This window comes from Caulobacter sp. NIBR2454, from assembly GCF_027474405.1.
In the GTDB taxonomy this organism is placed as follows: domain Bacteria; phylum Pseudomonadota; class Alphaproteobacteria; order Caulobacterales; family Caulobacteraceae; genus Caulobacter.
The window spans coordinates 2,139,015-2,157,635 of the sequence record NZ_CP114871.1 but is presented as its reverse complement, the minus strand read 5'-3'; the positions used below and the strand labels follow the sequence as shown (position 1 = coordinate 2,157,635).

The 18,621-nt window shown below is 68.6% G+C and carries 19 protein-coding genes; 5 read left to right on the top strand and 14 right to left on the bottom strand.

Annotated elements, in window-relative coordinates; translation table 11 throughout:
- Positions 1–7 precede the first annotated feature (7 nt).
- From O5K31_RS10620 to O5K31_RS10590, 7 genes are all read right to left on the bottom strand, one after another.
- Positions 8–226: a KGG domain-containing protein gene (locus tag O5K31_RS10620; RefSeq protein WP_269713573.1), complete on the bottom strand. Its 219-nt coding sequence runs from the start codon at positions 224–226 to the stop codon at positions 8–10.
- Between the two features lie 16 nt (positions 227–242).
- Positions 243–398: a hypothetical protein gene (locus O5K31_RS10615; RefSeq protein WP_269713572.1), complete on the bottom strand. Its 156-nt coding sequence runs from the start codon at positions 396–398 to the stop codon at positions 243–245.
- 141 nt (positions 399–539) lie between these two features.
- Entirely contained in the window at positions 540–1,202 is a 663-nt protein-coding gene (locus O5K31_RS10610) for a hypothetical protein (protein WP_269713571.1), read from the bottom strand.
- 9 nt (positions 1,203–1,211) lie between these two features.
- A complete protein-coding gene (locus tag O5K31_RS10605) occupies positions 1,212–2,579 on the bottom strand; it encodes an ATP-binding protein (protein ID WP_269713570.1) in 1,368 nt (455 codons plus the stop codon).
- Positions 2,576–3,310 carry a response regulator gene (locus O5K31_RS10600; protein ID WP_269713569.1) on the bottom strand — a complete coding sequence of 245 codons (735 nt, stop codon included), beginning with the start codon at positions 3,308–3,310 and terminating at the stop codon, positions 2,576–2,578. The genes O5K31_RS10605 and O5K31_RS10600 overlap by 4 nt, the downstream gene beginning before the upstream one ends.
- 78 nt (positions 3,311–3,388) lie before the next feature.
- Positions 3,389–4,057 carry an MBL fold metallo-hydrolase gene (locus tag O5K31_RS10595; RefSeq protein WP_269713568.1) on the bottom strand — a complete coding sequence of 223 codons (669 nt, stop codon included), beginning with the start codon at positions 4,055–4,057 and terminating at the stop codon, positions 3,389–3,391.
- Positions 4,058–4,137: 80 nt separating this feature from the next.
- Positions 4,138–5,676 (bottom strand): amino acid permease, encoded by a 1,539-nt coding sequence (locus O5K31_RS10590; RefSeq protein WP_269713567.1) that lies wholly within the window; start codon positions 5,674–5,676, stop codon positions 4,138–4,140.
- A 140-nt stretch (positions 5,677–5,816) separates the two neighbouring features.
- Here O5K31_RS10590 and hrpB point away from each other — a divergent pair, with 140 nt between their 5' ends.
- On the top strand, positions 5,817–8,258 hold the full coding sequence (gene hrpB, locus O5K31_RS10585; RefSeq protein ID WP_269713566.1) for an ATP-dependent helicase HrpB: 2,442 nt from the start codon (positions 5,817–5,819) through the stop codon (positions 8,256–8,258).
- A gap of 430 nt (positions 8,259–8,688) precedes the next feature.
- Here hrpB and O5K31_RS10580 read toward each other — a convergent pair whose 3' ends face one another.
- Positions 8,689–9,072, bottom strand: coding sequence for a winged helix-turn-helix transcriptional regulator (locus O5K31_RS10580; RefSeq protein ID WP_269713565.1), 384 nt, complete (start codon positions 9,070–9,072; stop codon positions 8,689–8,691).
- A gap of 212 nt (positions 9,073–9,284) precedes the next feature.
- Here O5K31_RS10580 and O5K31_RS10575 point away from each other — a divergent pair, with 212 nt between their 5' ends.
- Positions 9,285–9,875 carry an FMN-dependent NADH-azoreductase gene (locus O5K31_RS10575; protein ID WP_269713564.1) on the top strand — a complete coding sequence of 197 codons (591 nt, stop codon included), beginning with the start codon at positions 9,285–9,287 and terminating at the stop codon, positions 9,873–9,875.
- A gap of 20 nt (positions 9,876–9,895) precedes the next feature.
- Here O5K31_RS10575 and O5K31_RS10570 read toward each other — a convergent pair whose 3' ends face one another.
- Genes O5K31_RS10570 through O5K31_RS10560 form a run of 3 tightly spaced genes read right to left on the bottom strand, consistent with a single transcriptional unit; the run spans position 9,896 to position 13,016 of the window.
- Positions 9,896–10,684 (bottom strand): TrmH family RNA methyltransferase, encoded by a 789-nt coding sequence (locus O5K31_RS10570; RefSeq protein ID WP_269713563.1) that lies wholly within the window; start codon positions 10,682–10,684, stop codon positions 9,896–9,898.
- Positions 10,681–11,541 carry a class I SAM-dependent methyltransferase gene (locus O5K31_RS10565; protein WP_269713562.1) on the bottom strand — a complete coding sequence of 287 codons (861 nt, stop codon included), beginning with the start codon at positions 11,539–11,541 and terminating at the stop codon, positions 10,681–10,683. Before O5K31_RS10565 ends, O5K31_RS10570 begins: the two co-directional genes overlap by 4 nt.
- Complete coding sequence (locus tag O5K31_RS10560; protein WP_269713561.1) at positions 11,454–13,016, bottom strand: glycosyltransferase family 2 protein; 1,563 nt, start codon at positions 13,014–13,016, stop codon at positions 11,454–11,456. The genes O5K31_RS10565 and O5K31_RS10560 overlap by 88 nt, the downstream gene beginning before the upstream one ends.
- 176 nt (positions 13,017–13,192) lie before the next feature.
- Here O5K31_RS10560 and O5K31_RS10555 point away from each other — a divergent pair, with 176 nt between their 5' ends.
- Positions 13,193–13,828 (top strand): TetR/AcrR family transcriptional regulator, encoded by a 636-nt coding sequence (locus tag O5K31_RS10555; RefSeq protein ID WP_269713560.1) that lies wholly within the window; start codon positions 13,193–13,195, stop codon positions 13,826–13,828.
- Here O5K31_RS10555 and O5K31_RS10550 read toward each other — a convergent pair.
- Positions 13,818–15,878, bottom strand: coding sequence for a lytic transglycosylase domain-containing protein (locus tag O5K31_RS10550; protein ID WP_269713559.1), 2,061 nt, complete (start codon positions 15,876–15,878; stop codon positions 13,818–13,820). The two genes, O5K31_RS10555 and O5K31_RS10550, sit on opposite strands and share 11 nt — an antisense overlap.
- A gap of 152 nt (positions 15,879–16,030) precedes the next feature.
- On the opposite strand from O5K31_RS10550, the gene dapA reads away from it, so the two are divergent.
- Both dapA and smpB read left to right on the top strand, forming a co-directional pair.
- Entirely contained in the window at positions 16,031–16,915 is an 885-nt protein-coding gene (dapA, locus tag O5K31_RS10545) for a 4-hydroxy-tetrahydrodipicolinate synthase (RefSeq protein ID WP_269713558.1), read from the top strand.
- Positions 16,915–17,370, top strand: coding sequence for an SsrA-binding protein SmpB (gene smpB, locus O5K31_RS10540; RefSeq protein WP_269713557.1), 456 nt, complete (start codon positions 16,915–16,917; stop codon positions 17,368–17,370). The genes dapA and smpB overlap by 1 nt, the downstream gene beginning before the upstream one ends.
- Here smpB and O5K31_RS10535 read toward each other — a convergent pair whose 3' ends face one another.
- Entirely contained in the window at positions 17,371–18,030 is a 660-nt protein-coding gene (locus O5K31_RS10535; protein ID WP_269713556.1) for a uracil-DNA glycosylase, read from the bottom strand.
- Positions 18,020–18,616 carry a LabA-like NYN domain-containing protein gene (locus O5K31_RS10530; RefSeq protein WP_269713555.1) on the bottom strand — a complete coding sequence of 199 codons (597 nt, stop codon included), beginning with the start codon at positions 18,614–18,616 and terminating at the stop codon, positions 18,020–18,022. Before O5K31_RS10530 ends, O5K31_RS10535 begins: the two co-directional genes overlap by 11 nt.
- Positions 18,617–18,621 lie beyond the last annotated feature (5 nt).

Below are 18,621 nucleotides of genomic sequence, written 5' to 3'. Positions count from 1 at the left end.
CGGCGCCCTAGATGTCGCCAGACCGGTTAGGTCGGCCGCCGCCGCGCGAGGACGAGCCGCCCTTGCGCCCAGCGTTCGCCGCCAGATCTCGATCCTTGGCGAAGCTTCGTTTTTCGCTCGGCACGCTGGCCCCGCCCTTGCGAGCGATCTCGCGACGGCGTTCGGGGTCCATGGCGGCGAAGCCGCGGCGGCCGCGCGTGGTCGTCCGATTGGAGTCGAGGTCCATGGGTCTGCTCCTTTTACTAAAGCGTCGGGGTGACCGCCCCGGCATAGGGCGTGCCGTCGCCCGGAGGGTTCGGCGTCGGATCAATGGGCGGCGCCTCGTCCGGCACCTGGCCAGGCTCGTATTCGGGAGCCGGCGGTGCGGGCGTTTCAGGCGGGCCGTTGGGGTCGGTCATCACGGTTTATGTCCAGTTCGTCTGTGGAGCTAAACCAGTGAAGTCGGTTTGGGTTCACCCTAAAACGTAACAAAGCGCGCCGACCCAAGCAGATCGGCGCGCCTCGTCAGTAGATCCAATGATGTTCGGCGCCAGGGAACTCTATTGGCCGCGCATCGTCTCGCGCATCTGCTGGGCGGGGGTGTGTGGCAGAGCGTCCAGGATCAGTGCGCCGTCGCCGTCGGTGTCGAGGATGGCGAAGCGCTTGCGGGCCACGGCTTCGAACTCGTCCTTGCTGATGCGGTAGTTGAAGTCGGCGTCCGCGCCGCGCACCGGCTGCGGCTCGTTCAACAGGCTGTAGGGCGATGCGCCCTGCAAGCTCATGCCCGCGATCGCGCGCTGGGCCCTGCGCTTGCCGTCGCCTGGACGAGGCCCCTTGCGCTTGCCGCCAGGCGGCAGACCGCCCATGCCGACCCGATCCGCGTTGGGCAGAATTTCCGGCGCGATCTTGTTCTCGTAGACGGTGTTCTCGAACGACGAGATCGTCCCGTCCTTGTCCGCGTCCAGGACGGTGAAGAACGTCAGGGCGTCAGCCGCGAATTCCTGGCGATCCAGCTTGCCGTCGTGGCTGGCGTCGGCGCGCGCGAACCAGGCGGCGACCGGGTAGGGCGCGGTCGGCGCCGCGCGGAAGGGCTCGCCCGCCGGACTGATGAACACCTGCTGGCGCGGTCCCGGGCGCGGCCCTTCCGGCGGCGCGGGTTGGGCCTGAGCCACGGCGGCGACGGCCATCAGGGGAACTGACAGCGCGAAGATCAAACGGGTCATTTGGGAAACCTAAAGTGGAAGGCGAACGCGCGCGGTCAGGCCGCCGCCGGGGCGGTTGTGCAGGGTGACGTCGCCCCCGTGGGAGCGGGCGATGGAGCGGACCACGGCCAGGCCCAGGCCGATGCCCCCGGTCTCGCGGTTGCGGGACGGCTCGCCGCGATAGAAGGGGTCGAATACCCGGTCCATCTCGTTGTCGGGCACGCCGGGGCCGTCGTCCTCGATCTCGATGATCGCCGAGCCGTCCTCGGCATAGGCCCGGCCGCGCGCGGCGCCGCCGTACTTGATGGCGTTGTCCACCAGGTTCGACACCAGTCGGCGCAGGGCCAGGGGATCGCCGTCGATGACGATGCGGTCGGCCTGCTCCACGCTGGCGGCGGCGCCAACCTCGGCGGCGTCGTCGATGACGCTCTCCAGAAGTGAGGTCAGCTCCAGCTTGGTTCGCTCGCCCTCGCGAGTGGCGTCCCGGACGAAGGTGATCGCGGCCGAGATCATCTCGTCCATCTGGTCGATCTCGGCGGCCATCTTGCCCCGCATTTCCTCGGGCGCCGCCTCGATGCGGAAACGCAGGCGGGTCAGCGGCGTGCGCATGTCGTGGGCGATGGCCCCGATCATGGCCGTGCGATCCTCCACATAGCGTCGCAGCCGCTCCTGCATCTGGTTGAAGGCGGCGGCCGCGGCCTTCACCTCCGACGATCCGCGCAGCTCCAGGGGCGGGGCGCCCGGGTCGCGGCCCAGGCGTTCGGCGGCGTCGGCGAACGCGCTGATCGGTGCGGCCAGTCGGCGGGCGAACATCCAGACCAGCGGCGTCACCGCCAGGATCGACAGGCCCAGCACCAACAGCAGGCGGGTCTGCCACGCATCGGGCCGGAAGGACGGCTTGGGTTGCACCACCATCCAGCGGCCGTCCGGCTGCTGCACCGCCATCTTGAACGGCCCGACCAGGAAGTCTTCCTGCCGCAGCTCGGGCGGCGGGCCGCCCTTCTGCTCCTGCAGCGCGCGACGGATGCGTGGCGGCGGCGGGCCGGGGCGCAGCAGAAGACGGCGCTGCATGCTGATTTTCAGGACGATGCGGGAGGGCTCGACGTCGATGGCGCGGGCGATCACCGCCTTCAGCTCATTGCGACGACGGCCCTGGTGATTGCGGTCGGTGAAAGGCTGATGGTCGCGCACACGCGCCACCAGGGCGCGGCCGTCGCGGGTGTCGACCTCGCCGTTGCGCACCGCCTGGGCGATCTCGCTGACACGATAGAATTCCGGCGTCGGCGGCGGCGACAGCAGGATCACCGCCACGCTGATCAGCTGGGCGGCGACAAGGGTGAAGATCACCAGGCCGATGGTTTGCAGAAAGAACGGCGTGGCGGGGAGGCGACGGTTCATGCGGTTCGCGTGACCTTTGGCGTGAACACGTAGCCTTCGGAGCGGATAGTGCGGATGATCTCGCCGGCGCTGTCGTCCAGCTTGCGGCGAAGGCGGCTGATCTGGACGTCGATGGCGCGGTCATAGGCGTCCGAATCGCGCCCGCGGGCCAAATCCAGCAGCTGATCGCGGGTCAGCACCCGCTGCGGCCGGTCGATGAAGGCGCGCAGCAGGGTGAACTCGCCGCTCGACAGATTGATCACCACCCCATCGGGTGAGCGCAGGTCGCGGCGCACCAGGTCGAGCCGCCAGCCGGCGAACTCGCAGGTCGCACCCAGAGCGCCGTCCTCGGCGGCCTTCGGCTCCTGGCGGCGGCGCAGCACGGCGCGCACGCGGGCCAGCAACTCGCGCGGATTGCAAGGCTTGGGCAGATAGTCGTCGGCGCCCAGCTCCAGGCCCACGATGCGGTCGGTCTCTTCGCCCATGGCGCTGAGCATGATGATCGAGGGGCCGTCCGGCTGGGCGGACAGCTTGCGGCACAGGGCCAGGCCGTCCTCGCCGGGCAACATGACATCCAGGATGATCAGGTCCGGGCGTTCGCGCCCAAGAGCCTTCTCCATTTCGGCGCCGTCGCCGGCGGTGTCCACGGCATAGCCGTGCTTGCCGAGAAAATCGGAGACCAGATCGCGGATGCCTGGGTCGTCGTCTACGACCAGGATCCGGGGATTGGGATCGTTGCGGGCCATGTCCATGCCAAGTCTAATGTCACGTCGGGGTCACATCCGAATTTCAGACCCGACATAGAGTCGAAACGGCGGCGGACTTGTGGATTAGGCGCCGGCCAGCACCCGGTCGGCCACATAGGGGTTGGACCGCCGCTCCGCCCCGAAGCTCGACATGGGGCCGTGACCGGGCACGAACCGCACGTCGTCGCCCAGGGGCCACAGCTTCTGGGTGATCGAGGCGATCAGGTCGGCGTGGTTGCCACGCGGGAAATCGGTTCGTCCGATGGAGCCCTGGAACAGCACGTCGCCCACCTGGGCGAAGCGCGTCTCGCGGTGGAAGAAGATCACATGTCCAGGCGTGTGCCCCGGGCAATGGATCACCTCGAACTGCGTCTCGCCCAGGGTCACCACGTCGCCGTCGCCCAGCCAGCGGTCGGGGACGAAGGCGCGCGCCTCGGGCATGCCCCAGCGCTCGCCATTGACGGCGATGTCGTCGATCCAGAACTGGTCGTCGGGGTGCGGCCCCTCGATCGGCACCCCCGTCTCCAGCTTCAGGGTCGCCGCGCCGCCGGCGTGGTCCAGGTGGCCGTGGGTGATCCAGATCTTCTCCAGGGTCAGGCCCTGGCTCTCCAGCGCCTGGCGCAGGCGCGGAACTTCGCCGCCGGGGTCGATGACCGCCGCCTTCTTGGTCTTGGTGCACCAGACGATGGTGCAGTTCTGCTGCAGGGGGGTGACCGGCGCGATCACCGCGCGAATGGGGGGCTCGGAACTCATGCCCCCAACATGGCGACCTCAGCTCAAAAGAAAAGGCCCGGGACGAACCCGGGCCTTTCCGTCTTTAGCTCTGAAGCAGACTACTTCTTCGGAGCGCCGATGGCTTCCGCCTGCGAGGGCGGGGCGTCGGGGTCCAGCTCGGGAACATCGACGATCCCGCGACCCACGTGGCTCTTGCGATAGCCGTAGCTGAAATAGATCAGCAGGCCGATCGCCGACCAGATCGGGAACACCAGTTTGGCTTCCGGCGGCAGGAACCAGAAGAGCACGATGCAGCCGAGGGCGGCGATAGGCGCCACGACCCAAACCAGCGGGGTCTTGAAGGGACGGTGACGGCTCGGATCCTTCACCCGCAGCATCAGGACGGTGACAGACACCGCCAGGAAGGCGAACAGGGTGCCGGAGTTGGAGATGTCCGCCAGCTTGCCGACCGGGAAGAAGGCCGCCGCGATCATCACGCCCACGCCGGTGAACATCGTCACCACGTGCGGCGTCCGGTACTTCGGGTGGACCTTGCTCAGGACCGCCGGAAGCAGACCGTCGCGCGACATCACGAAGAACAGGCGGGTCTGGCCGTAGATCATCATGAGAATGACCGAAGGCAGGGCCAGGAAGGCCGCCAGGCCCAGCAGGTTGCCGATCGACGGATAGCCGATCTCGCGCAGCACGTGAGCCAGGGCTTCACGCGAACAGACGAGGGGTTCCTGAGCGCCGGCGGCGATGCTGGCGCACTGGTCGGCCAGAGCGCGCGAACCCGGAGGCAGGACCTCGCCCGTGGGGCCGAACAGCGGTTGAGCGCCGTATGCGCCGATCGCGCCGCTGGCGACCAGCAGGTAGAAGATCGTGCAGATGACCAGCGAGCCGATCAGGGCCAGCGGGACGTTGCGTTGCGGGTTCTTGGTCTCTTCCGCCGCCGTGGAGACGGCGTCGAAGCCGACATAGGCGAAGAAGATCGAGGCCGCGGCGCCGATGATGCCCGGCGTGCCGAGCGGAGCGAACGGAGCGAAGTTCTCCTGCTTCATCAGCGGCATGGCCAGGATCACGAACAGGGCCAGGGCGGTGACCTTGATGGCCACCAGCACGGCGTTGACCGTGGCGCTTTCAGTGGTGCCACGGACCAGCAGCGCGGTCACGGCGGCGGCGATCAGCACGGCGGGCAGGTTCAGGATGCCGCCGGCGTATGGCCCATTGGCCAGGGCCGTGGGTATGACGAAGCCGATCGAGTTTTCGAGCAGGCCTACGAGATAGCCGGACCACCCCACCGCTACGGCGCTGGCCGCCACGGCGTATTCAAGGATGAGCGCCCAACCCACCAGCCAGGCGATGAACTCGCCCATGACCGCGTAGGAATAGGTGTAGGCCGAGCCGGAAACCGGCACCATCGAGGCCAGTTCTGAATAGCAGAGCGCGGCGACCGCGCAGACGAACCCAGCGATGACGAAAGAGATCAGCATCCCAGGTCCGGCCTTTTGGGCCGCTTCGGCGGTCAGCACGAAGATGCCGGTGCCGATGATCCCGCCGATACCGAGCAGGGTGAGCTGGAACAGACCTAGAGAGCGATGAAGCGACTTCTTTTGTGCGGTCGCCAGAATCGCGTCGAGCGGCTTAACGCGCCACATATTTCCTCCTGAAAATCCCCGCGGCTCCCCCGCCGCGATAAGACGTGGGGCGGACCGTGGCGACTTGGTCGCGTCCGGTCAAGCGTCAAGCACGACGGCGCCCTGCTTGGCGTGGCTGTGTGGGCCGGGTACAGGGCCTAATGCTTCCGATCGAAGAGGTTTTGCCGAGATTGCAGGCGGTGCTGCACAATACGTGCTGCGCTGTTCTGGTGGCGCCGCCTGGCGCGGGCAAAACCACGCGCGTCCCCTTGGCGCTGCTCGATCAGCCGTGGATCGGCGGTCGCAAGATCGTGCTGCTCGAGCCACGCCGTCTCGCCGCCCGCGCCGCCGCCGAGCGCATGGCCCAGAGCCTGGGCGAGCCGGTGGGCGAGACCGTCGGCTATCGCGTGCGCCTGCAGTCAAGGGTGAGCGCCCGCACCCGGATCGAGGTGGTCACCGAGGGCGTCTTCACCCGGATGATTCTGGACGACCCCGGCCTCGACGGCGTGGCGGCGGTCCTGTTCGACGAGTTCCACGAGCGCAGCCTCGACGCCGACCTGGGCCTCGCCCTGGCCCGCGACGCTCAGGGGGTGCTGCGTGACGACCTGCGGGTGCTGGTCATGTCCGCCACCCTCGACGGCGCCCGCATCGCCGCCCATCTGGGGGACGCGCCGGTGGTCGAGAGCCAGGGGCGGATGTTCCCTGTCGACACCCGCTATCTGGGCCGAGACGACCGTCTGCGGCTGGAGGAGCGCGTCGCCCGCGCCGTCGAGCGGGCTCTGGCGGAGGAGGGCGGCTCGGTGCTCGTCTTCCTGCCGGGCCAGGGCGAGATACGCCGCACCGAGACCCTGCTGAAGGAGCGCCTGCGTCGGCCGGACGTTGACGTCGCACCCCTCTACGGCGCCCTTGATCCCGCCGTGCAGGATCGCGCCATCGGCCCCGCGGTGCCAGGGCGGCGCAAGGTGGTGTTGGCCACCTCCATCGCCGAGACGTCCCTGACGATCCAGGGCGTGCGCGTTGTCATCGACTGCGGCTTGGCCCGCGTGCCGCGCTTCGACCCGGCCAGCGGCCTCACCCGCCTCGACACCGTCCGCGTCAGCCGCTCCGCCGCCGACCAGCGCCGGGGTCGCGCCGGCCGCACCGAGCCTGGCGTCTGCTACCGCCTGTGGGACGAGGCCGAGACGCGCGCCCTGCCGCCCTTCGGCAAGCCCGAGATCCTGGAGGCCGACCTGTCAGGCTTGGCCCTGGACCTCGCCCGCTGGGGCGCCAAGGGGGCGGAGGGGCTGACCTTCCTCGACCCGCCGCCGACCGCGGCTTTCAACGAGGCCCGAACCCTGTTGCGCCGGCTCAACGCTCTGGACGACAACGGCGCCCTCACGCCACACGGCGAGCGTCTGGGCGACCTGCCGCTGGCCCCGCGTCTGGCGCACATGGTCCTGCGCGGCGCCGCCTCGGGCCAGGCCGAGCGCGCCGCGACCATCGCCGCCGTGCTCAGCGAACAGGCGCTGGGTGGCCGCGATGTCGACCTGCGTCACCGCCTCGAAGCCTTGGGTCGTGATGGAAGTCCTCGCGCCCGCGACGCCAGGACCCTGGCCGCCCGCTGGGCAAAGGCCTCCGGCAAGTCGTCCGCCGCCGAGCCCCTCGACGACGCCCTGCTGCTGGCCGAGGCCTTCCCCGAGCGTGTCGCACGCGCCCGTGGCCCGGCGGGAGAGTTTCAACTGGCCAACGGCCGCGGCGTCTATCTGGAGGCCACCGACGCCCTGGCGCGCGAGAAGTGGCTGGCGGTGGGCGAACTGGGGGGCGGCGACGCCCGTGACCGCATCCTGCTGGCCGCGCCCCTGGACGAGATCACCCTGCGCGCCGCCTTCGCCGATCGCCTGGTGGCCGAAGACCGCCTGGAGCCCGACGCGAAGGGCCGCGTCCGCGCCCGCCGCCTGCTGCGCCTGGGCAAGCTGGTGGTGGAGGAGCGGCTGATCGAAAAACCTGACCCGGCCATGATCGCCGGCGCCCTGATGGACAAGGTGCGCAGCGAAGGTCTGTCGGTCCTGAAGTTCGGCGAGGCGTCGGACGCCTTGCGCGCCCAGGCCGCCTTCCTGCGCGATCTCGACGACTCCTGGCCCGACCTATCCGACGCGGCCTTGGTCGAGCAGCTCGACGACTGGCTCGCCCCGCTGCTGTCGGGCAAGTCGTCCCTGGCCGACATCCCCGACCACGCCCTGGCCGAGGCGCTCAAGACCCTGATCCCTTGGGACCTGCAAAGGAAGATGGACGCCGCCGCGCCGTCTCGCTGGACCGCCCCCACCGGCAACAACTTCCGCATCGACTATGCGGCCGAGGGCGGCCCCCGCATCGATGTGCGCGTGCAGGAGTTGTTCGGCCTTTCGACCCATCCGTCGGTTGGGGGAGGGCGCGTGCCCCTGACCCTGGCCCTGCTGTCGCCGGCTCACCGACCCATCCAGATCACCAAGGACCTGCCCGGCTTCTGGGCGGGCTCATGGAAGGCGGTCAAAAGCGAGATGAAGGGCCGCTATCCCCGCCACGTCTGGCCCGACGATCCCGCCAACACGGCCCCAACGGCCAGAGCCAAGCCGCGCGGCACGTGACTTGTCCGCGCTGGGTCAGCTTCGCCTAAACTTCTCCCATCCCGTCGCGGGGAGGGCGCGTGGCCACGTGTCTCGTTGCGGCGGGAGCGGACTCCCCCTGGGGGCCGACGACGCCGGGTTTCCTGCTCATCGAAGGCGTCGATCGCAGCGTCCACGACAAGGATCCGCGCGGGGCGCCGGACGTCTTTCCTGCAACTCCAACCCTACATCGAGCCGTTCGAACGCTCCGCAGCCCTCCCATCACCTTCCGGGTTTCCCGTGGGGGTGCGAAGCCGTGCCTATCAATCCCCGTCACCCTAGGCCTTGTGCCTAGGGCCCAGAGACTCCGCATTGGTGGGAAAGAGCGCAGCGCCGCCGCCTCATGAACCCCGGACCTCAGCGTTTCTGGATCCTCGCCACAAGGGCGAGGAAGACGAATTTGGGCAGGCCTCTACGCCGCCGCGTCCGTCGCCCGACGGTCGAACTCGGCCCGCGCCAGGTCCATCTCCAGCTTGTTCGCGTGCGCCCATTGGCCCAGGGCCGCGACCGGCTCCTTCAGCGACTGGCCCAGCGGCGTCAGCTCATAGTCCACGCGCGGGGGCACCGTTGGGAACACCGTCCGCGTCACCAGACCGTCCCGCTCCAGATTGCGCAGGGTCAGGGTCAGCATCCGCTGCGAGATGCCGTCCACCATTCGCTTCAGCTCGTTGAACCGGCGGGGGCCGTCGGCCAGCAGCATGACGATCAGCACCGTCCACTTGTCGCCGATCAGTGACAGCACGTCCGTCACCGGGCGGCAGGCGGAGGGGGAGTAGGCGACATTTTTTTCGGTCATCGGAGCGGCGTTCTTCGACAGGCGGGAAAAGGAACTTAGGAACAAATCCAGCCTACTCAAGGGCTTGGCGCAGCGCCAGCGGGCACATCCATGTGCCTGGGTCTCAAACCTGTGCCCCAGCACCAGATTTGTGCGTTCTTGTGGGTCGAAAGCGGAGGTACTTAATCGGCAGCAGGTTCGGTTACCGATCCAATTTGAGGGAAGGTTTTCCAATGTCTCTGCTGCACATCGACTCTTCGATCCTGGGCGACAATTCCATCAGCCGCCAGGTCTCGGCCGCCATCGCGACCGCCATCACCAACGACGCGCCGGCCACCAAGGTCATCTATCGTGACCTGGCCGCCGATCCCATCGCGCACCTGTCCGCCGCCTATCTCGGCGGGGCCGCGCCTCAGGCCGACCAGGAAGACGGCGCCAAGGTGCTCGAAGACTTCCTGGCCGCCGACACGGTGGTCATCGGCGCCCCGATGTACAATTTCGCCATCTCCAGCCAGCTCAAGGCCTGGATCGACCGCATCCTCGTGGCCGGCAAGACCTTCCAGTACGGCGCGAACGGCGTCGAAGGCCTGGCGGGCGGCAAGCGCGTGATCGTCGCCCTGTCCAAGGGCGGCTTCTATGGCGAAGGCCAGCCGGCCGCCGGCATGGACTTCCAGGAGCCCTATCTGAAGGCGATCTTCGGCTTCATCGGCATCCACGACGTGGAGTTCGTCCGCGCCGAGGGCATCGCCGTCGGTCCCGAGCAACGTGAGAAGGGCCTCGCCAGCGCCCTGGCGTCCGTGACCGAGCTGAAGCGCGCGGCCTAAGCCGGCGGTCCCTCCCGAACCTAGGTGGCGGCGTAGATCATGATCCCCGTCGCCACCGAAAGGTTCAGGCTATCAGCCCGCCCCCGCATGGGGATTTTCACGTTCACGTCGCAGGCGGCGGCCAGCTCGGGCGGAAGGCCCTGCTGCTCATTGCCCATCAGGATCATGGTCGGTTTGCGATAATCGGCCTGCCGGTGATCCACCTGCGCGGTCAGCAGCGTGCCCACCACCGACCCCGCCCAGGTCTGGCGATAGGCCAGGAACTGCTCGACCGTGGCCTTGGCGATCTTCACCGCGAAGATCGAGCCCATGGTCGCCCGCACCGCCTCGACCGAGAACGGATCGCAGCAGTCGCCCACCAGGATCACCCCGCCGCACCCGGCGGCGTCCGCCGTGCGCACGATAGTGCCCAGATTGCCCGGATCACGCACCGCCTGCAGCGCCACCCAGCAGGGCGCGCTCTGCGGTTCCAGTGCATCAAGCTCGGCGAAGGTCTGCTTGAACACGCCCACCACCGCCTGCGGGTTCTCGCGGCGGCTGACCTTTTCGAGAATGTCGCGGTTGACCTCGATCACCTCGCCGCCGGCCTTCACCGTGGCGTCGGCGGCCTTTTGCAGCATCGGGTGATCGGCGGCGTCGCGCCCAAACAGCAGGATGCGCGGGGCATGACCCAGCTCCACCGCCTCGATGATGATCTTCAGGCCCTCGGCCAGGAACAGGCCGGTGTCCTCGCGCTCCTTGCGCATATGCAGCGCGCGGACGGCCTTCACCGTGGCGTTGGACAGGGAGGTGACGACCTTGGGGTTCACGACGCGTACCTCGCGAAGAACGACAGGCCGATCTGGCGATCCAGCGCCTCTTCCACCAGGGCCAGCTCGCCCCAGTCGATGCGGCCCGGCCGCCCCGCCAGCTGCTCGGCCAGCAGGCCCGACAGCGCCGCCCCGCTGATCCGCGCGGCATAGGCGTTGAGGATCAGGAAGTTGGCGTCCGGCGACAGGATTTCGGCGCACAGGCTGGCGAATTCCGGCAGACCCTCGAACAGGCGCCAGACCTCGTTGTTGGGGCCACGGCCGAACTTCGGCGGGTCCAGGATGATGCCGTCGTACTGGCTGCCGCGCCGCACCTCGCGCTGGACGAACTTGCGCGCGTCCTCGCAGATCCAGCGGATCGGCTTGTCTTCCATCTTCGACAGCGCCGCGTTCTCGCGCGCCCAGCCGATGGCCTTCTTGGAGGCGTCCACATGGGTGACCTCGGCCCCCGCCGCCGCGCAGACCAGCGACGCGACCCCGGTGTAGCCGAACAGGTTCAGCACCTTCAGCGGCCGCTTGGCGGCGCGGATGCGCTCGTCCATCCAGGCCCAGTTGGCCGCCTGCTCGGGGAAAAAGGCCAGGTGGCGGAAGTTTGTGAAGCGGCCGTGGAAGCGCACGTCGCCCCAGCCCAGCGGCCAGGTCTCGGCCGGCGGCTTGGAGAACCGCCAGCGGCCGGCCTCTTCCTCGTCGGAGGGATCGAACACCGCATCGGCGGCGTCCCACACCGACGCGTCCAGGCGCGGGCGCCACAGGCACTGCGGCTCGGGCCTTACGACCGTGTACTTTCCGTAGCGCTCCAGCTTGCGCCCGTCGCCGCTGTCGAGGAGGGCGTAATCGCTCCAGGCGGTGGTGCGCATGACGAGGGGCGTGTCCGCCACCGCGGGTTTCTGGCTGTCCATGTTCCGGCTGATACGCGCAAGGACGAAGCGGCGTCCAGTCCGGCGGCGGCCTCGACCGGCGAATGACGCGTCTTGTCCCAGTGATAGGGAGCCCTGATCAGCTGCCAGACCGCATGCGCGGCCGCCAGGGACAGCATCGGCCAGTACAGCGGCGCCATGAGGATATCGCGCGGCCGCACCGGTGATCCGGCGCGCCGCAACCCGATCACCCCGCACCCCGCCGAAGCCGCCCATCCCGCCAGCAGCAGGGCCAGGTCCCGCGCCGCGACGGGCAGGGCGTCTCCCGCCATCCAGCCCGCCAGGGTCGTCGCGATGATCCATGCCGCCGCCGGCCCGTGAAGCAGCACCGACAGGCTGGACAGACCGAGCGTCGCCAGCAGGGCGGCGTTGAACCTCGGCGACTGGCCCAGCATCCGCCGTGAATGCACGCCGAACGACTGCATATGCCCCTTCACCCACCGCGCCCGTTGCGGCAGCCAGTCGGTCAGTGTCACAGGAGCGGGCTCGAAGGTGGGCGAGGCCAGCATGCCCAGCTTCCAACCCTTGGCCGCCAGCCGGAAACCCAGGTCCGCGTCCTCTGTGACGTTGTGGGCGTCCCATCCGCCCACCTCCCTTAGGGCCCGCGTCCGGAAGTGATTGCTGGTCCCGCCCAGAGGGAACGGCAGGCCGAGCCGGGCCAGGGCGGGCAGGAACACCTCGAACTGGACCGCGTACTCCACGGCGAACTGGGCCGGAATGAAGCGCCGGTCCGCGTCGATGCGGAGCGGCGCCTGAAGACACGCCAGGTCTGGCGGCCCCGCCGCGAAGCGGGCGGCGGCCTCGCGAAGCTGTTGCGGATGCGGCCGGTCCTCGGCGTCGAACACCACCACTAGCCGGCCCCGCGCCCGCTGCAGGGCGATGTTGCAGGCTCGTGGCTTGGTGCGCGGCGAGCCCGGCGGGGCGATCATCATGCTGATGAAGGCGGGCGTCCTAAGCCGCGCCATCGCCGCCTGGGTCTCCAGGTCGTCTTCCTCCACGGCGATGATCACCTGCAATCGGTCGCGGGGGTAGTCGATCGCCTGCATGGCCGCCACCACGCCAGGCAGCATGGCGGCCTCCTGGTAGAGCGGCACGATCACGGTGTAGTGCGGCAGGTCGTCGTCGGCGCGGGGGCGCCAGGCCCCGCCCGGCCTGGCCAGCAGCATGGCGCCCAGCCGCAGCGCCACCGACAGGCCAAAGCCGCTGAACAGCAGCCCGTAGAGGATCATCCAGCCGACCTTCAGGTCGCTGATCGCCAGTCCCGTCATGGCCAAGATTACACCCGCCAGAACCGCCTTTTGAGCGAGGGTCGGGCCGCGAGCCGCGCCGTCCTGAGCCGCCAAGCCGATTGCGCTGACGGTAGCGCGCGACCGTTCGACGGCTCTCGCGCCGCCGTCCCGCTCCTCCCGCGCCATGCCCGCTCGCCCCGCTGACCAACGGGACGGCATAGAAGGTCAGGCGAATCAGTCCCGGAAGCGACCGAAAGTAGTTGTTAAGATTTTATCAACCATAAGGCGGCCCTCGGACCGTTCTTGCGGTAGCGGGTCGATTCCCTGTTAAGTGACAGTCGGAAGACGTACGGGGATCACTTTTGACCGTCACCTTGAAGAAGCCGCAGAAATCCGCCCGCAAAGCCAAGGGCGACGGGCACATGCGGCGCGGCGAGATACTGCACGCCGCCGAGCGCATCTTCGTGGCCGAAGGCTATCACGGCGCCACCATTCGCAAGATCGCGGACGAGGTGGGCGTGTCTTCCACCGCGCTCTACATGCACTTCCGCGACAAGGATCAGATCCTGCTGGAGATCAGCGACTGCGCGATCTCGCGCCTGCTGGAGATCAACAGCCAGATTTCGGCCGAGCCCATCGACGCCGTCGCCCGCGTCCGCCGCATGCTCGAAGCCTATATGACCTTCGCCTTCGACAACCCGAACGCCTACGAGCTGGTGTTCTGCTCGTCCTCGCGCGGGGTCCGCAACGAGAAGCAGGAAGCGGTGCTGGAACTGGGCGACCGCTGCTTCGAGAAGTACCTGGGCGTCATCAAGGAAGTCGCCGCCCAGGGCCGCCTGCGCACCGGCACGGCCGAGACCGCGGCGGAGACCCTGTGGGCGGCCTGCCACGGCCTGGTCTCGCTGATGATCACCAAGCCGGACCGCAACTGGTCGAACGCCGAGGACCTCAAGAAGGTCATGCTCGACGGTCTGCTCTACGGCCTCGTCATTGACTAGATGAGGCCGTCTGGGTCGCGGCGTAGGAGCCGTAGCCCCCCCGCTTGAGGTCCGCAGACAGGTTCAGGGGCGCCGTGCCGCCGTTGATGCGCGCGCGATAGACCTGCATCGTCTCCAGCGTCCGCATCACATAGTTGCGCGTCTCGCTGAACGGGATGCATTCGATGAAGTCGAGCGGGTCGGTGCTCGCCCCGCGCGGGTCGCCGCAGATGGCCACCCACTGGGGCGGACGTCCGGGCCCGGCGTTATAGGCCGCGGCGGCCATGATGTAGGACCCGCTGAACCGGTCGATCATCTGGCCCAGATAGCGCGAGCCCAGGCGCAGGTTGTACTCGGCCTCGTGCAGGCGCTGCAGCGAATAGCCTTCACCCAGCTTGCGCGCGGTGTCCGAGGCGGTGCCCGGCATCAGCTGCATCAGGCCGCGAGCGCCGGGGGCGGAGATGGCCCCGGTGTCGAAGTTGCTTTCCTGCCGCGCGATCGAGAACACGAAGGCGTTTTCCGCGGAACCCGCTGGCAAGGTCGGCAGGTTGATCATCGGGTAGCCGCGCTCGGGCAGAATGAAGCCCCGCTGCGCCGCTGCGCGGGCGGCGCGCATGGCCAGGTCCTGGTCGCCCGTGGCGCGGGCCATATCGACCAGCAGGGCCGCTTCCTCGGCGTTGGGCAGGATGTCGTCGATATAGAGGACGAAGCCGCGGAAGCTGTCGCGAGCCCCGGCGGCAAGCATCAGGCGCGCGGCGCGGACCAATTCACGGCTCTCGAACCGCGCCTTGTCGGCGGCCGTCGGGACGGGATCGCGGCCCAGGACGATGTGCTGCAGGCCCGCCCGCTCGCCGGCCAACTGGCCGTAGAAGGTGGTCTGGTACTGCGCCCCCTCGCCATAGAAGGCCCGGGCGCCGATCACGTCGCCCGCCGCCTCGGCCGCGCGGCCCTGCCAGTAGTAGCCCCGCGAACGGGTGATCGGCGACTGGCCGATCCCGTTGATGCGGGCGAAATGCTGTCCGGCCAGCTCGGGGTTGTCCAGGCGGCTCAGCGCCAGCCACCCGGCGTAGAACTCCGCCTCGGCCGCGTCGGCGCCGTCCATCAGCCCGCTGTTGGCGGCGGCCGTGTAGGCCCCGGCGGCGTCGTTGTTTCGCAGGGCCGAGATGATCAGCATCTTGCGTTCGGTCCAGACGCGGCTCTCGGCCTCGTCCGTCTGCGGCATCGGGAAGTACCGGACAAGGCCCAGGGCGGCCACGTCCAGGCCCTTCTTGCGCAGGAAGGCCGCCCGTTCGAACGCGACGCCCGGCGAGGTCTGCTGCGCCGGCGTCAGGGCGGCCAGCAGGTCATTGGCGTTCGACGCGCCGGCTCGGAAGGCGATGCGGACGGCGGCGGCGGCCTGTTCGTCGGCCGGCAGCATGGCCACCATCTCGCGGGTCGCCGGACCCTGCTGTCCATAGAGCAGGATATCGGCCCGGCGGATGTGGTCGTCCATGGTCAGCACGTCGCTGAACCGGGCCATCATGGCGCGCTGGGCGTCCAGCTCGAACACCTTGTCGCGCCAGAACCGGCGGATCAGGGTCGCCGCTTCCTGGTTGCGCCCCTGCGCCCGGAAGGCCGAGGCAAGGCTGATGGCGCCCTGGGCGGTGGTCGGCTCGGCGCCGCCAAACCACGCGATAGTGCGGGCGGGGTCCAGACCCGCCGTGCTCAGCAGCTTCTCGGCGGCGGCCTGGCGCTTGGCCGCGCGGGGCCAGCCGTCGAGGTCGCGGCGGGCGGCGTCCAGCTCCCAGAAGCCCAGCTGCTCGGGCGCGGCGTCGGCCAGGGCCCAGGTGATGATCTTGCGGGTAAGGGGGTCCTGAGCCGCCATCCGCGCATTGCGCAGGGTGGCGGTGTCGCCGCGGCGGGCGGCGTCCAGGGCCGACCGCAGAAGGGTCGCGTCCGTCGCCGAGGGCGCGACGGCGTAGGTCGGTGCTGATTCGGCAGGGGCTTGCTGGCCCGAATTCAGGGCCGTCTGGGCGTCCGCGACGCCGTTGACGAGCACGACAGCGCCCGTGGCCACAAGGATTCTACGCAACAACGAAGCCAAACCTACATACTCCAGTTCAAATCCTTGGCGGACGGCTGTTGCCGCGCCCCCGTCCGCAGACATATTGTCCGCGCCACAAAAGGTGGTCGCAAGCGTAGCCGCCGCCAGTCACGGCAATTTGCTCGAAAATCCTGCAAGATATGGTCCACATCCCCTTCAAGGGCGTCATTACCGCCCTCATCACCCCGTTCCGGGACGGCTCGGTCGACGAGGACGCCTTCGTGAAGCTGGTCGAGCGCCAGATCACGGCCGGCGTTCACGGCCTCGTTCCGGTCGGAACCACCGGCGAGACCTCGACCCTCAGCCATGACGAGCATCGTCGTGTCGTCGAACTCTGCGTCAAAACAGCGGCGGGCCGCGTGCCGATCATCGCCGGCGCGGGCTCCAACGCCACGGAAGAGGCGATCGAGCTGGCCCGTCACGCCAAGACGATCGGCGCCGACGCGGCGCTGATGGTCACGCCGTACTACAACCGCCCCAGCCAGGAAGGCCTGTTCCGCCACTACGAAGCGGTGGCCAACGCCGTGCAGATTCCGCTGGTGGTGTACAATGTGCCTGGTCGGACGGGCTCGGACCTGGCCAACGACACCCTGGTGCGCCTGTCCAAGCTGCCCAACATCATCGGCATCAAGGACGCCACCGGCGACCTGACCCGCATCAGCATGCAGCGCATCACCTGCGGCGAGAACTGGGTCCTGCTGTCGGGTGATGATCCGACGGCCCTGGGCTATGTCGCCCACGGCGGCCACGGCTGTATTTCGGTGACGTCCAACGTGGCGCCCGAAGCCATGGCGTCCTTCTTCAACGCCGCCCTGGCGGGCGACTACGAGACCGCTCGCTACTGGCAAGATCGCCTGATCCGCCTGCACAAGGCGCTGTTCCTGGATTCCTCGCCGGCCCCCACAAAGTTCGCCCTGGCGCAGCTGGGTCTTTGCACCGAGGACGTGCGTCTGCCGCTGACCGCGTGCAGCGACGCGGTGAAGCCGCAGATCCTGGAAGCCATGCGTGAGGCCGGCGTCCTCTGATGGCCGGACCGACGATCGCCGAAAACCGCCGCGCGCGTTTCGACTACTTCCTCGAGGACACCTTCGAGGCGGGCCTCGCCCTGACCGGGACCGAGGTGAAGTCCCTGCGCAACGGCCGGGCCAACATCGCCGAATCCTACGCGTCGGTGGAAGGCCGGGAGATCGTCCTGATCAATGCGGACATCCCTCCGTATGGCCACGCCAACCGCTTCAACCACGAGCCGCGCCGCCCGCGTAAGCTGCTGCTTCACCGCAAGCAGATCGACAAGCTGATCGGGGCTGTGCAGCGCGAAGGCCGAACCATCATCCCGACCCGCCTCTACTGGAACGAGAAGGGACTGGCCAAGCTCGAGCTGTCGATCGCCAAGGGCAAGAAGCTGCACGACAAGCGTGAGACCTCAGCCGAACGCGACTGGGCCCGCGATAAGGCCCGCCTGCTTCGCGACAAGGGCTGATCAGCCGTCGATATGGGCTTTCGCCTGCCGGAAGATGTCCTCGAACATGGCGGGCGTCAGGCGGCCGGTGTTCGTGTTCAGTCGCGAGCAGTGATAGCTGTTGATTAGCCGGATCGGCCCCGCCTGGAATACCGAGCCATGGCCCGGCGCCCCGGCCGAGGCCTTGTAGCCCAGCGCCTTCAGCACATTGCGTCGCGATACGTCGCCCAGGGTGACGATCACCTTCAGGTTCGGCATGTCCGCCAGCCGCCGGGTCAGGAACTGGCGGCAGGTGTTCTCTTCCGAGGTCTCCGGCTTGTTGCCCGGCGGGGCGCAGCGCACGGCGTTGGAGACCATGCAGTCCACCAGCTCCAGGCTGTCGTCGGGCCGCGCTTCGTACTTCCCCTTGGCGAAACCGACCTTCAGCAGCGTCTCATAGAGCAGCCAGCCGGCGTGATCGCCAGTGAAGGGGCGCGCCGTGCGGTTGGCGCCGGTGCGTCCGGGCGCCAGCCCGGCGACCAGCAGGCGGCCGTTCGGATCGCCGAACGACGGAGCCGGGCCGTTCCACCAGCCGGGGTTCTGGGCCCGGTTCACTTGGCGATAGGCCACCAGGCGCGGGCAGAGCGGGCAGTCGCGCGGCGGCTCGGCGCCCCAGCTGGCGATCTGGGCCTCAGTAGTCATCGTCGCCCTCGCGCTCGGGCGAGCGGCCTTCGGTGACGAAGCGGGGCAGGGGGCTGCGCGCCGGGCGGCCCACCAGATCCGACAGATCGGCCAGCTCCACGAAGGCGTCGGCCTGGCGGCGCAGATCGTCGGAGGCCATGGGCGGCTGCGACTTCATGGTCGAGACCACTGTGACCCGCACGCCCTTGCGCTGCACCGCCTCGATCAGGGCGCGGAAGTCGCCGTTGCCGCTGAACAGGACCAGGTGATCGGCATGTTCGGCCATCTGCATCATGTCGACGGTCAGCTCGACATCCATGCTGCCGCGCCAGCGCTTGCGGCCCTGGCTGTCGGTGAACTCGCGGGCCGGCTTGGTCACCATGGTGAAGCCGTTGTAGTCGAGCCAGTCCACCAGGGGGCGGATCGGCGAATAGTCGTCGTTCTCGGCGATGGCGGTGTAGTAGTAGGCGCGGATCAGCACGCCCCGGCGGCTGAACTCCGTCAGCAGCTTCTTGTAGTCGATGTCGAAGCCGAGGGCCTTGCTGGCCGAGTAGAAGTTCGCGCCGTCGATGAACAGGGCGAGGCGGTCGGTGGGATAAAAGGTCACGATCA